The organism is Nonomuraea sp. NPDC003727 (genome assembly GCF_053586935.1).
This window is the reverse complement of the sequence record NZ_JBSFNE010000017.1, coordinates 123,149-136,486: the sequence shown is the minus strand read 5'-3', so window position 1 is coordinate 136,486 and position 13,338 is coordinate 123,149. Positions and strand designations below refer to the sequence as shown.

Here is a 13,338-nt window from a genome sequence, read left to right as displayed (position 1 = left end):
GGGTCAGGCGGCTGTCCGGTCACCGGCGCTAGTACGGCAGGTAGTAGGTGAGCAGATCGGCGGTGAGCGGCGGGAAAAGCGCCTGGAACAGCTCCTCCTCCCCGGTGTAGACATCGGACCTGATCCGGGACAGCCCTTCGTAACCGTGGGGGCCGAACAGCAGGGCGGCCAGGTGGTCGGGCGCCACGCCGAGGCCTCCCACCGTTCCGGGCCCCTGCATCGGACCGCCGGTGACGACCTCGCCGATGCCCTCGGCGTGGACCGGGATCCGGTAGTGGGCGCCGAAGGTGGAGATGACGATGTCGCGGCCGGCGCGATCGATCCCGGCCGCGGTGAGACGCTGCCGGAGCAGCGGCCGCAGCCGGTCGAGCAGCGCCGCGGCGTCCGGCACGCGGACGTAGTACTGCTCGGCCCGCTTGCGTGGTTCGTGGTCGAGGAACTCCTGCCAGGCGGCGGCGGTCACGGTGCCGGCCCGATGGACGACGTTCAGCCGGCTGCCGGGTGTCAGGGCGGCGACGCCGCGGAGCAGGTCCCGTGCCGCCGCCTCGTCGACCGCGGCGGCCTCGGCCAGCAGCACCTCGTCGCCGGGGGGCGTGGTACGTCCGGCGGCGACGACGGTGCCGGCGCGTTCGAGGACCCGGAGGGTGCTCGCCTCGTGGGCCAGCAGCCACCGCCAACGGGCCGCCGAGTGCGGCATGGCCACGTCGAACCGGTTCTGGGCCGCCTCCTGCAGGGCCGCCATGGCGGGGACGTCGGACGGCCGGGCGGCCCGGAGCACGGGCGTCGCCTCCCCGGGCGGGGGGGTGCGTACGGCCGGCGCCTGCGGGATGTCGATGGCGTACTCGTAGCCGAACAGCCGGTAGAAGTACGGGATACCGATCATCACCTGGATGACGTGGCCGCGGGCGGCGGAGCGGTCGTGGGCCCATCGCACCAGCGCCCGCACGAGCCCCCGTCCCTCGTACTCGCGGTCGGTGGCGACCAGCTCGATCTGGCCGGCCGGCAGGTGGATGCCGCCGATGCGGACGTCTTCGTCGAGGAGCGTCGCGGTGGAGACGACCCGGTCGCCGTCGACGACCACGGCGCAGGCGGACCAGCCGGCGTCGGGGTCTTGGACGACCAGCCGGTGGTCGAGGGCGTCGGCCGGTTCACCGCGTTCGGCGAGAAGCGCGCCGATCTGGTCCAGGTCCGCGGGCTGTGCCTGCCGCAGGACGAGGCCGCCGGCCAGGGAGACGGGTACGGAGGAGGCGGTGGTCGCGGTCACGGCGGGACTATTGCATCGCCTGGGTCGCCTCGTCCATCGAGTTTCCGCCGGGCGCACCCGGGCACTCGCCCGGTCGGCCCGTTCATCGCGTCCGGCGAAGGGGGGGGCGACCCCCACACGCGAAGCGCCCCCGGTGAGAGCCGTGCCGTTCACCGGGGGCGGGCGTCGTCGCCGGCGCGCGCTACAGGAGGCCGTTGGAGGACAGCCACTCCTTGGCCACCGTCGCCGGGTCGTCCTTGTCCACCGAGATCTTCTGCATCATCTGCGTCAGGTTCTCGGTGGTCAGCTTGGCCGACACCGCGTTGAGCGTGGTCTTGATCGTGTCGGTCGCCGCGGCCTTGTTGAGCAGCGGCGTCACGTTCTGGGCGCTGAAGACGTTCTTGGGGTCCTGCAGCGACACCATGTCATTGATGATGATCTTCGGGTCGGTCGTGAAGACGTTGCCCGCCTGCACGGTGCCGTCCTTGATCGCGTCGGCCGTCGTGTCGCCCGTGGGCTTCCACTCCTTGAACTCCAGGCCGTACACGTCCTTGAACTGCTGCTCGCGGCGCTTCTTGAACTCCGGCGGCCCGCCGACCGTCATGTTCTTGGAGACCTTGGCGAGGTCTTCGATGCTGGTCAGCTTGTACTGCTCGGCCGTCGCCTTGGTGACCGTCAGCGAGTCGTTGTCCTGCGCCGGCGAGGAGTCGAGGATCTCGAGCTCGGCCGGCAGCTTGCTCTTGAGCTCGCTGTTGACCTGGTCCGTCGAGGCGGCCGTCGACTTGGGGTCGACGAAGAACAGCAGCGCGCCGTTGTACTCGGGCAGGACGGTGAGCCCGCCGCTCTGGACCTGGCTGTAGACGACCTCGCGGCTGCCGATGTTCGGTTTCTCCGTGACGTTGACACCCTTGGCCTTGAGCGCCTGGGCGTAGATGCTGCCCAGCAGCACGCTCTCGGGGAAGTTGAACGAGCCTACGACCGCCGTTCCCCCGCCGGTCGCGGGCGCGGACCCGGTCGGGGCGGCACTGGTGGTGGTGTTCAGCGGGTTGCTCCCGCTGCCGCCGCCACCGCAGGCGGACAGGGTGAGCATCGCCGACAGCAGCACCGCCGCGGTGCCGAATATGCGCCTCATGCGTAATTCCCTTCTAAACGGGGGGTATTGGAGAGATTATCGAACCCGCAGTCGCCGGCTCACCCCCGGGGACACCGTGAGCCGCTGCACGAGCGTGAACAGCCCCTGGACCGCGAGAGCGAAGCCGACGATCAGTACAGAACCGCCGACGACACTCTCGTAGTCCTGTGTCGCCAATCCGTCGATGATGTAACGTCCGAGCCCGCCCAGGCCGACGTAGGCGGCCACCGCCGCCGTCGCCACCACCTGGACGGCCGCCAGCCTGAGCCCCAGCATGATCAGCGGCAGCGCGACCGGCACGAGCACCCCGAACAGCACCTGCGGCCCGCGCAGCCCCATCCCGTAGGCGGCGTCGCGCAGGTCGGGGTCGACTCCCCTGACGCCCTCGAAGGTGTTGACCAGGATCGGTGGTACGGCCAGCGCCACCAGCGGGATCAGCACCGGCCAGATGCCGGCGGTGCCGAGCAGCAGGACGATCAGCACCAGGAGGCCGAGCGTGGGCAGCGCCCTGGCCAGGTTCGCGCTGACGACCACGACCACCGAGCCGCGCCCGGTATGGCCGATCAGCAGCCCGAGCGGGATCCCGATGAGCGCGGCGAGGGCCAGCGCGGCCACGGAGAAGCCGAGGTGCTGCAGGAGCCGGGCGGGGATGGCGTCGGGCCCCGACCAGTTGGCGGGGTCGGTGAAGAAGTCGACGATCCAGTTCATGACGCCCTCCTGGCCCGCACCCAGGGGGTCAGCAGGCGCTGAGCGGCCAGCACGATGCCGTCGCCGACCAGGGCCAGCAGCACGATGAGCACGATGCCCGCGATGGCGGGGGTGTAGAAGTCGCGCTGGAAGGCGTCGGTGAACAGGTTGCCGAGCCCGCCCTGCCCGATGAGCGCGCCGACGCTGACCAGGCTGATGCTGGAGACCGTGACGACGCGCAGCCCGGCCAGCACGACGGGCACCGCGATCGGCAGCTCGACCAGGACCAGGCGGCGCAGGGGCGTGAAGCCCATGGCCACCGCCGACTGCCTGACGTGGTCGGGCACCGATCCCATGCCGTCGACCACGGCCGGGACCAGGACGGCCAGGGCGTAGAAGGTGAGCGGGATGATCACGGTGAGCTGGGTGAGGCCCGTCTGGGGGATCAGCAGCATGAACAGCGGCAGCGACGGCAGGGCGTAGATCACGTTCATGACGGCCGCCGTGGGCTGGTAGAGGTAGCGCCAGCGCACGCACGCCAGACCGAGCGGCAGCGCGAGGAGCAGCCCGAGCACGACGGGCGCCATCGACATCACGATGTGCGCCTGGAGCAGGTTGACGATGCTGTTCGGCGAGTCGGAGTTCCAGTTGCTCTCGACCCAGCTCCATTTGAACAGCGGCTGCTCGTCATCCATCGGCGGCCTCCCCCAGCGCCTCGTCGAGCGCCTGCCGGGTCGCGATGCCCACGGCCCTGCCCTCCGGGTCGACCGCCACCGCCTGCCCCGACGGGGACAGCAGGGCCGCGTCGAGCGCCGCCCGCATGGAGTCCTTGCCGTGGACGTAGGTGCCGAACGGCTCGTCGCGGCCCACCCAGCCCACCGGCCTGCCGTCCTCGGAGACGGCCATGAGCCAGGCGCCGGGCGCGGCGGCCGTGTCCGGCGAGGAGGCGGGGACGATCAGGTCCGTACGCAGCCGCAGGTGCTCGCTGGAGACGAACGACAGCCGCCTGATGCCGCGGTCCTTGCCGAGGAACTCGCGCACGAAGTCGTCGGCGGGCTCCGACAGCAACGTCTTGGGGTCGGCGAACTGGGCGAGCCTGCCCCCGACGCGCAGCACGGCCACCCGGTCGCCGAGCTTGATCGCCTCGTCGATGTCGTGGGTGACGAACACGATCGTCTTGTTGAGCTCCGACTGCAGCCTGAGCAGCTCGTCCTGCAGCGAGGTGCGCACGATGGGGTCGACCGCGCTGAACGGCTCGTCCATGAGCAGCACGGGCGGGTCGGCGGCCAGGGCGCGGGCCACGCCGACGCGCTGCTGCTGGCCGCCGGAGAGCTGGAAGGGGTAGCGCTGGGCCATCTTGGGATCGAGCCCGACCCGCTCCAGCAACTCCATGGCCCGATCGCGGGCCTTCTTCCGGTCCCAGCCCAGCAGGTACGGCACGGTCGCGACGTTGTCGACGATCTTGCGGTGCGGGAACAGCCCCGCCTGCTGGATGACGTAGCCGATGCCGCGCCGCAGCGTCGGGGGATCGATCTCCTTGACGTCGGCGCCGTCGAGCAGGATCCGCCCCTCGCTGGCGTCGATCATCCTGTTGATCATTCGCAGTGTCGTGGTCTTGCCACATCCCGAGGGGCCGACCAGGACGGTGATCTGCCCGGTTTCAGCCTCCATGGACAGGTTGTCCACGGCCACGAAACCGTCGGGGTAACGCTTGGTGACGGAGTCAAAGGTGATCATGCGCGACCTCTCGCTCGACCGGCGGGGCCGCGGCCCGCCCCATGATCTCTGCTCGACAGACTACGGCGGGCGATACTCCTGTGTCCCGTTGGCCCCGACGTGAACCGCTTCAGGCGATGACTAAATGGGCATCCAAGGGTGCATTCCGCCTCGGCAACCGGCATGATTGCCTGCAACGCTCCGACGCCGCCCCCTCATCCCCAGCGTCCACTCTTCTTACAGAGGAATACGGCCCCGTGACCCACCCGCTCACCGATCAGCGATCTCGCGAGGATCTGGTCGCCGAGCTCTACGACCGTCACGCCGCCGGGCTGTTCGCCTACTGCGCGGACCAGCTCGGTGACCCGGGCTCCGCCTCCGACGCGCTGGAAGCCGTCCTGTCCAGCGTGCCTTCCGTGGAGCCGCCGCGTGCCGCGCTGTACGCGCTCGCGCGGCGGGAGATCTACCGCCGCGACATCGTCTACGCGCCTCCCGTCATCGATCCCCTCGTCGACCCCGCCACCGCGCTCGTCGAGCGCGTCCTGCGTGACCTGCGCCCGCACCAGCGCGAAGTGCTCATGCTGTCCGTCGTCATCGGGCTCACCGACGACGAACTGGCCTGGGTGCTCGACGTGGCCAAGGACACCGCGGTCGAGCTGATCCAGAACGCCGCCCTCCGCTTCCGCCAGTCACTGACGTCCGCGCTGACCGCCGCGGGGCCCAGCCCCGACCAGCCGGTCGCCGAGGTGTACGGCGCGCTGGGCGTGGCGCCCCTTCGCGACGTGCTCGGCCGCCTGCCGTGGCGCCCGCCGCCCGAGGCGCTCAGGACGCGCCTGCTGGGCCCGCGCCCCGCCGCGTCCGCCCCGGCTCCGGCGCCCGTGGCGGGCTCCTTGTTCGTCAAGCCGATGTGGCCGACGGCCCCCGTCTGGCCGGTACCGCTCAGCGAGACCGATCCGGCGACGAACACGGGGCTGTTCCCGACCGAGCTGCTCACCCCGCCGGACCCCGCCAAGATCGCGCCCCACGAGGCGGCGACGGCGCCGATGCCGAAGCTGCGCGACGCCCTGACCGCGCGCCCGCCCGCGCTGCAGGCGCCCACCCCCGCCGACGTGCTCGACGCCCCGGCGGCCTGGGACGCCTTCAGCAGGCCCGGCAAGCCCTCCACCACCCCGAGGCCCACCGCCTTCGGCACGCCCGGCACCTCCCGCAGGCCCGACGTCGCCGGGACGCCCGGCACGCCCGCGACGTTCGGTCCGTCCGCGACGTTCGGCGCGCCCGCCGGGGCCGCGCGTCCCGCTCCGCTGGTCGGCGGCGACATCCTCGACGACGCGTGGGCGGCGGCGCCGCCTCCCGTGGCGCCCGCCGACGATCCGGTGGACCTGCCCATGCGCGCCCGCGACCGCGCGGCGCTCGCCGACCTGCTGGTGCACAAGGGCGAGCCGAGGGAGGAGCCGGCGAGCCTGTTCGTGCCGCGCAGGCCGGCGAAGGAGCCGGTCTACGTGCTGCCTCCCGCCCCGGGGGAGATTCCCGCACCCGCGCCGACCACCGGCACCCAGGAAAGCCTCGCGACCGGGCAGATCGTCGGCGTCCCGGCAGACACCGGGATCGGGAAGACCGTCGACGGCCCGGCAGACCTCCGGATCGGGCACGCCGTCGGCGGCCCGGTAGAGAGCGGGATCGGGCAGACCGTCGACGGCCCGGCAGACACCCGGATCGGGCAGGCCATCGGTGGCCCGGTAGAGGGCGGGATCGGGCAGACCCTCGGTGACCCGGCGGACACCCGGGCGGGACAGGCCGTCGGCGGCCTGGCAGACACCCGGACCGGACAGCCCCTCGATGGCCCGGTAGACGTCCGGATCGGGCAGGCCGTCGGTGGCCCGGCGGGCATCGCGACGGCGCGGCCCTCCGGTGATCGGAAGGGGTCGGCCCAGACCTCCGGCGATCCGCAGGGGTCGGTGGCGGCGCGGGCCGCCGGTGTCCTCAAGGACGCGGTGGCCGGGCGGAGCGCGAACGCCCTCGGAAAGCCCGCGCCGAAGCAGGCCGGTGCCGCGAAGAAGGCCGCCGCCGAGCAGTCGGCGAAGGACTCGCGCAAGCCGGCGGGTGGCAAGCCGAAGCGGCCCGCGCCGAAGCAGGCCGCGAGCAAGAAGAAGCGCAAGCGGCGCCGCCACCACGACTGGGCGTGGGAGCTGATCGGCTTCCTTGCCTGCCTGGCGATCGCGATGCTGGTGTTCCTCTGGATCCCCATGTAGACGCAGGCCTTCCACCGGATCTCCGGGAAGCGTTCCGGTGGATCGCCGGGGAGATGCCGGTGACTTCTCCGGATCCCCAGGTAGTCGTAGGGAGGCGGCGGGCGCGCCGCCGCCTCCCTGCTCAGCGGTCCCCGCTCATCGGTCCCTGCTCATAGGTCCGTGCTCAGCGGTCCGCGGTGAGGACCAGCCCGCTGGTCGGCACGCCGGTCCCGGCCGTGACCAGGACGTTGGCCGCGCCCGGCACCTGGTTCACCGAGGTGCCCCTGATCTGGCGGACGGCCTCGGCGATGCCGTTCATGCCGTGGATGTAGGCCTCGCCGAGCTGGCCGCCGTGCGGGTTGACCGGCAGGCGGCCGCCGAGCTCGATGCCGCCGTCCTTCACGTAGTCCTTGGCCTCTCCCCTGCCGCAGAAGCCGAGCTCCTCCAGCTGGTTGAGGACGAACGGGGTGAAGTGGTCGTAGAGGATCGCCGTCTGGATGTCCGCGGGCGACAGGCCGGACATCTCCCACAGCTTCCGGCCGACGACTGACATCTCGGGCAGGCCGGTCATGTCGTCGCGGTAGTAGCTGGTCATCATCATCTGGCCCGCGCCGGAGCCCTGCGCCGCCGCGGCGATCACCACGGGCGAGCGCCGCAGGTCGCGCGCCCGCTCGGCCGACGTCACGACGACCGCGACCCCGCCGTCGCTCTCCTGGCAGCAGTCCAGCAGGTGCAGCGGCTCCACGATCCACCGCGACGCCTGGTGCTCCTCCAGCGTGATCGGCCTGCCGTGGAACCACGCCGCGGGATTGGTGGCCGCGTGCCGGCGCATCGCCACCGCCACCCTGCCGAAGTCCTCGGAGGTTGCCCCGAAGACGTGCATGTACCTGCGCGCGAACATCGCCACCCACGCCGCCGGCGTCATCAGCCCGTACGGCACATGCCAGCTCATCTCGAGCCCCTGGGAGGACGGCTCGCCGCCCACCCTGGCGTCGGGCTGCCCGAACCTGCGTCCCGAGCGCTCGTTGAAGGCGCGGTAGCAGACCACGGTCTCGGCCGCGCCCGTCGCGACCGCCATCGCCGCGTGCATGACGGTGCCGCACGCCGCGCCGCCGCCGTAGTGGACGCGCGAGAAGAAGGTCAGGTCGCCGATGCCTACCTCGCGGGCGACGGCGATCTCCTGGTTGGTGTCCTGCGTGTAGGTGACCAGCCCGTCCACGTCGGACGGCGTCAGCCCCGCGTCGTCGAGCGCCGCGAGCACGGCCTCGGCGGCCAGCCGTAACTCCGACCGCCCCGACTCCTTGCTGAACTCCGTGGCCCCGATGCCGGCGATCGCCGCCCGCGAGTTCACGCGCCCTCCCGCGGCCGTGCCGTACCGGAGTCGGCCAGCCGGAAGGCGACGGTGGCGGTGGCGTGGTCGCCGAGGCTCACCTTGCCGCGGACCTCGACCGTGTACTCGCCGTCCTCGACGTCGACGACGGCGCCGCTGAACGACAGCCGGTCGCCGGCGTAGGCGGGCACGCCGAGCTTGACGTTGATGCGCTTGATGACCGCCTCGGGGCCGACCCAGTCGGTGACGTACCGCTCGACCAGCCCCATCGTGGTGAGGATGTTGAGGAAGACGTCCTTGGAGCCCTGGGCGCGGGCGCCCTCGACGTCGTGGTGGACGGGGGTGTAGTCCATGGTCGCCAGCGCCGTGGAGACGATCAGGGTGGGGGTGAGGTCGATCGACAGCTCGGGGAGCACCGATCCGATCTCGGCCTGTCCTTCGGTCAGCGTACGCATCACGGCTCCCGCGGTGCCCACAGAGGAAGGGTCAGTTCATCGTCTATAGAGACGTAGGTCACACGCAACTCCATACCGATACCCACGTCTTCAACCGGACAGTCCACGATGTTGCCCACAATCCTCACCCCTTCCGGCAGCTCCACCACAGCCACCACAAAGGGCGCCTCCCTTCCCGGGACGGGCGGGTGGTGGTGCACGACGAAGCTGTAGACGGTGCCCTCCCCGCCGGCCACCACGTGGTCGCGGTTGGCCGACCGGCACGACGGGCACAGCGGCCCCGGCGGGTGCCTGAGCTCGCCGCAGTCGCCGCAGCGCTGGATGCGCAGCTCGCCCTGTTTGACGCCCTCCCAGAAGAAGGCGGTGTCCTGGTTGATGGCCGGCCGCAGCGGATACGGCTTCCGCCTGGGCTCAGGCCGGAACTTGAGGACCCGGAAGAGCATCTCGGCGACCGCCTCGTCCTCCGAGTACCAGGTGACGTTCCAGGTGGCGAAGTAGCCCTCGCCGAGTGCCGTTGTCTTGGGGCCCTTCAGCTCGGTGAAGCGGGTGGCGGCGCTGACCCGCTCCCCCAGCCGCAGGTAGCGGTGGTAGGTGTGCTCGCAGTTGGTGGCGACCACCCCGGTGTATCCGGCGTCGTCGAGCGCGGTGATGATCTGGTCGACCGGTGACGACTGGCGGGGGCCGAGCCCCTGCATCGTCCACACCTGCGCCATCGCGGGCGGCGCCACCCCGTCGGCCAGGTAGACGGGGTTGGTGTCGCCCATCGCGGCGAGCCAGTGCCTGATCATCGGCTCGTTGACGGGGTCCGGGGCGGGCGTGCCGTCCACCTCGCCGAGCGCGATCTGCTTGCTCGCGAGCTCCATGAGCTCCTCGTGGCCGATCATCGCGGCGGCCTCGGCAGCGACAGCCCCAGCATGGCGATCAGCTCGCGCTGCACCTCGTTCACGCCGCCGCCGAAGGTGAGCACGACCGCGCCCTTCACGCCGTGGTCCACCCGTTCCATGAGGTGGGCGGTCTCGGGGTCGGCCGGGTCGCCGTACCTGGCCAGGACGTCGCAGACGATCCTGCCGATCTCCTGCATCCGCTCGGAGCCGTAGATCTTGGTGGCGGAGGCGTCGGGCGCGCCCAGCCAGCCGAGGTCCATGTTCGCCGCGACCTGCCAGTTGAGCAGCTCGTTCGTGCGGTAGTAGGCGTGGATCCTGGCGACCGCGCGCCGCACGTCCTGGACGTCGAGCAGGTCCTTGGCGCGGGCCCACGCCAGGAAACGGTCGTAGGTCTGGGCCAGGTTGCCCGCGGGGCCGAGCGTGACCCGCTCGTGGTTGAGCTGGTTGACGATCAGGTCCCAGCCCCTGTCGACCTCGCCGACCACCATGTCCTCGGGGACCTTGACGTCCTGGTAGTAGGTGGCGTTGGTGTGGTGGCGGCCGTCCATGGTGATGATCGGCGTCCACGAGTAGCCCGGGTCGGCGCAGTCCACGATCATCATCGTGATGCCCTTGTGCTTCTTCGCGTCGGGGTTGGTGCGCGCGGCCATCCAGATGTACTGGGCGTAGTGCGCGCCGCTGGTGAAGATCTTCTGCCCGTTGACGACGTAGTGGTCGCCGTCCTTCACCGCGGTCGTGCGCAGCGCGGCCAGGTCGGTGCCCGCCTCGGGCTCGCTGTAGCCGATGGCGAAGTGGCACTCGCCGGCGAGGATGCGCGGCAGGAAGAAGTCCTTCTGCTTCGGCGTGCCGTACTGCATGAGGGTGGGGCCGACGGTCTGCAGCGTGATGATCGGGTACGGCACGGCGGCCCTGGCGATCTCGTTGGCGAAGATCTGCTGCTCCAGCGGGCCGTAGCCGGCTCCGCCGTACTCCTTGGGCCAGCCGAGACCGAGCTTGCCGTCCCTGCCGAGCCGGCGGCAGTGGTCCATGTAGGCGTGACCGAACGGGTCCTCGGCGATCTTCTTGCGGTCCTCGGCGGTGAGGCAGGCCTGGAAGTACTCGCGCAGCTCGTCGCGGAGCCTGCGCTGCTCAGGGGTCAGGTCGATCAGCATCAGAGGTGCGCTCCGATCAGGTCGAGCTGGGCGTCGGCGCCGCCGAGCAGGTGCGACAGGTGCTTGGCGTGGCCGAAGTAGCGGTGCAGGGGGTAGGTGACGTCGAGGCCGAGGCCGCCGTGCAGGTGCTGGCAGGTGAACAGCGCCCGGAACGCCTCGCAGACGTGGAAGCCCGCGATGGCCGCGTCGTCGCCGTCCATGCCCCACGCGGCCGACCACATCGCGACGTCGAGGGCGCGCGAGGCGATGTACACATCGGCGATCTGCATGGTGACGGCCTGGAACTCGGCCAGCGGGCGGCCGAACTGCCGGCGGTTCTTGATGTGGTCGGTGGTGAGCTTGAGCGCTCCGGCCAGGACGCCGCTCGCCTGGGCCGCGACGGCGACCGTGACGATCTTCCGCAGGTCGTGCCCCGGGTCGGCGAGCTTCTCGCTGCGGCCGGGAACGATCGTGCCGGACGGCTCGCCCGTGGCGGTGAACTCGGGGACGACCTGGAAGTCGTCGGTGAGGAACAGTCCCTCGCCGGTGGCGTAGAGGGCGTGCGTGGCCTGCTGCGCGTAGGGGGCGCTCATGCCCTTGACCGCGACGGTGGGCAGGCCGTCGACCTGCCTGCCGTACGCGGCCATGGCGAGGGTGGCGGCGAGGACTGGCAGCGCGGGCACGTCGGCCGCCGCCGCGCCCACCTCGCGCAGGACGACGGCCATCTCCACCGCGCCGAGGCCCTCCTCGGGGGTGCAGACGGCGGCCAGTCCGGCCCGTTCCATGGCCGACCAGCTCGGGTCCTTCGCCAGCAGGTCGGCGGTGAGGGTGCGCAGGTCCTGTTGGGTCTCGTCCAGGGTGAAATCCACTCAGCTCTCCAGTAGGTGCGTACGGCCGTGCCGGGCGAACTCGTCCTCGATCACGCTGATGTCCTCCCCTGTCAGCCTCAGGAAACCCGTCGCGCCCCTGGCGGGGGGACGCCACCAGACGGGGTCGGCGGTGCGCCAGGCCTCGCCGGCCAGGACCCGCTTGACGACCTTGTGCGACGGCGTCTGCGGCAGTTCCCGGCACAGGCGGACGTACCGGGGTACGGCCTTGGCGCCCAGCCCGGCGGCGAAGGCCGCGAAGGCGGCCGGGTCGAACGGCCGGTCGAGCACGAGCGCCGCCATCACCTGGTCGCCCGCCGCGGCGTCGGGGACCGGATACACCGCGGCCTCCACCACCCCGTCGAACTCGCGCAGCGCGGCCTCGATGGGCGCCACGGCCAGGTTCTCGCCGTCCACGCGCAGCCGCTCGGTCCCCCTGCCCGCGAAGAAGACGTAGCCGTGCGCGTCGGCGTAGGCCAGGTCGCCCGACCAGTAGGCGCCTTGCCTGATCCGCTCGGCGTCGGCGGCCGGGTCGTTGTAGTAGCCGTCGAACAGGCCGAGGCCCGCCACGTTGACCAGCTCGCCGATCGCCTCGTCGGGGTTGGCGGGCCGGCCGTCCTCGATGGTCGCGGGGGCGCAGCGCTCGCCGGTCAGCGGGTTCCTGATCTCGACGCCGTCGGGGAGCCGGCCGAGCGATCCGGGAGGGCCGGAGGGGTCTGGCGAGATCGACACGGCGCTCTCCGTCGAGCCGAACGCGTCGATCACGTGGCAGCCGAAACGCTCGCCGAAGCGGCGGACGGCGGTCGCGCTGCCCTCGTTGCCGAACGCGATGCGCAGCGGGTTGTCGGCGTCGTCCGGCCGCCGGGGCGTGGCCAGGACGTAGGAGAGCGCCTTGCCGACGTAGTGCAGGTAGGTGCAGCCGTGGCGGCGGACGTCCGGTAGCAGGTTCGAGGCGGAGAACCTCCTGCGGACGGCCAGCGCGGCGCCCGAGGCCACGGCGGGGGCGAAGGCGGCCATGAGCGCCCCGGAGTGGAAGAGCGGCATCGAGCAGTAGACGACGTCGTCGGGGGTGAGCATCGCGCCGAGGCTGAGGCCGGGGACGGCGATCTTCCGCTGGGTGATCCGCACCGCCCTGGGGGCGCCCGAGGTGCCCGAGGTGAAGATCAGCATCACCAGCTCGCCGGGCGAGCCGGGCGAGCCGTCCGTGCCGTCCGTGCCGTCCTGCCTCGTCACCCCGGCGGGCGGCCGCGGCGGAGCGGAGTGCGCGAGGTCGGCGAGGGGGAAGGCGGGCAGGCCGAGGGAGGCGGCGGTCGGGCCGTACGGCGGGTCCCACAGCAGGAGGCCCACGTCGGTGGCGCGGGCGTCCCTGGCCAGCTCGTCGGCGGACCTCGTGGTGTTGAGCGCGACGACCACGGGGCCGCCCAGCGCGGCGGCGCCGATGAGGAAGACGAGCTCGGGCACGTTGTCGCAGAGCACGCCCACGTGCCCGGCCCCCGCCAGTGCCGCCGCCCGGGCCCGGCAGGCCGCGACGACCTCCCGCCACGTCCAGATGGCGTCCTCGAACAGCAGGCCGGGACGGTCGTCGGCGGCTCTGCGCGCGAGTAAGCCGGCGAGGGTGTCCGCGGTCATCCCGCCTCCCAGCAAGCGCTCGGTCAACCGCGCCACAA

General features: G+C 71.8%; 12 protein-coding genes. 1 reads left to right on the top strand and 11 read right to left on the bottom strand.

Annotated features, from left to right (window positions below):
* Window positions 1–28 precede the first annotated feature (28 nt).
* The 5 genes from ACWDLG_RS35400 to ACWDLG_RS35380 form a co-directional block, all read right to left on the bottom strand.
* Window positions 29–1,264 (bottom strand): GNAT family N-acetyltransferase, encoded by a 1,236-nt coding sequence (locus ACWDLG_RS35400; RefSeq protein ID WP_449928491.1) that lies wholly within the window; start codon window positions 1,262–1,264, stop codon window positions 29–31.
* Window positions 1,265–1,445: 181 nt separating this feature from the next.
* A complete protein-coding gene (locus tag ACWDLG_RS35395; RefSeq protein WP_449928489.1) occupies window positions 1,446–2,375 on the bottom strand; it encodes an ABC transporter substrate-binding protein in 930 nt (309 codons plus the stop codon).
* 36 nt (window positions 2,376–2,411) lie between these two features.
* Entirely contained in the window at window positions 2,412–3,083 is a 672-nt protein-coding gene (locus ACWDLG_RS35390) for an ABC transporter permease (RefSeq protein WP_449928488.1), read from the bottom strand.
* On the bottom strand, window positions 3,080–3,757 hold the full coding sequence (locus ACWDLG_RS35385) for an ABC transporter permease (RefSeq protein ID WP_354909892.1): 678 nt from the start codon (window positions 3,755–3,757) through the stop codon (window positions 3,080–3,082). Before ACWDLG_RS35385 ends, ACWDLG_RS35390 begins: the two co-directional genes overlap by 4 nt.
* Window positions 3,750–4,799: an ABC transporter ATP-binding protein gene (locus ACWDLG_RS35380; protein ID WP_449928487.1), complete on the bottom strand. Its 1,050-nt coding sequence runs from the start codon at window positions 4,797–4,799 to the stop codon at window positions 3,750–3,752. The genes ACWDLG_RS35385 and ACWDLG_RS35380 overlap by 8 nt, the downstream gene beginning before the upstream one ends.
* Window positions 4,800–5,035: 236 nt before the next feature.
* On the opposite strand from ACWDLG_RS35380, the gene ACWDLG_RS35375 reads away from it, so the two are divergent.
* On the top strand, window positions 5,036–7,027 hold the full coding sequence (locus ACWDLG_RS35375; RefSeq protein WP_449928486.1) for a hypothetical protein: 1,992 nt from the start codon (window positions 5,036–5,038) through the stop codon (window positions 7,025–7,027).
* 163 nt (window positions 7,028–7,190) lie between these two features.
* Here ACWDLG_RS35375 and ACWDLG_RS35370 read toward each other — a convergent pair whose 3' ends face one another.
* From ACWDLG_RS35370 to ACWDLG_RS35345, 6 genes are read right to left on the bottom strand one after another with little or no spacing between them, the layout of a single operon-like run.
* Window positions 7,191–8,357 carry a lipid-transfer protein gene (locus ACWDLG_RS35370; protein WP_449928485.1) on the bottom strand — a complete coding sequence of 389 codons (1,167 nt, stop codon included), beginning with the start codon at window positions 8,355–8,357 and terminating at the stop codon, window positions 7,191–7,193.
* Window positions 8,354–8,791 (bottom strand): MaoC family dehydratase, encoded by a 438-nt coding sequence (locus ACWDLG_RS35365; RefSeq protein WP_449928484.1) that lies wholly within the window; start codon window positions 8,789–8,791, stop codon window positions 8,354–8,356. The genes ACWDLG_RS35370 and ACWDLG_RS35365 overlap by 4 nt, the downstream gene beginning before the upstream one ends.
* Window positions 8,791–9,675, bottom strand: a complete 885-nt coding sequence (locus ACWDLG_RS35360) for a bifunctional MaoC family dehydratase N-terminal/OB-fold nucleic acid binding domain-containing protein (RefSeq protein WP_449928483.1) — start codon at window positions 9,673–9,675, stop codon at window positions 8,791–8,793. Before ACWDLG_RS35360 ends, ACWDLG_RS35365 begins: the two co-directional genes overlap by 1 nt.
* Complete coding sequence (locus tag ACWDLG_RS35355) at window positions 9,672–10,826, bottom strand: acyl-CoA dehydrogenase family protein (RefSeq protein ID WP_354909907.1); 1,155 nt, start codon at window positions 10,824–10,826, stop codon at window positions 9,672–9,674. The genes ACWDLG_RS35360 and ACWDLG_RS35355 overlap by 4 nt, the downstream gene beginning before the upstream one ends.
* Window positions 10,826–11,674, bottom strand: coding sequence for an acyl-CoA dehydrogenase family protein (locus ACWDLG_RS35350; RefSeq protein WP_449928482.1), 849 nt, complete (start codon window positions 11,672–11,674; stop codon window positions 10,826–10,828). Before ACWDLG_RS35350 ends, ACWDLG_RS35355 begins: the two co-directional genes overlap by 1 nt.
* Window positions 11,675–13,300, bottom strand: coding sequence for an AMP-binding protein (locus ACWDLG_RS35345; RefSeq protein ID WP_449928481.1), 1,626 nt, complete (start codon window positions 13,298–13,300; stop codon window positions 11,675–11,677). It abuts the gene before it with no gap.
* Between the last annotated feature and the right edge of the window lie 38 nt (window positions 13,301–13,338).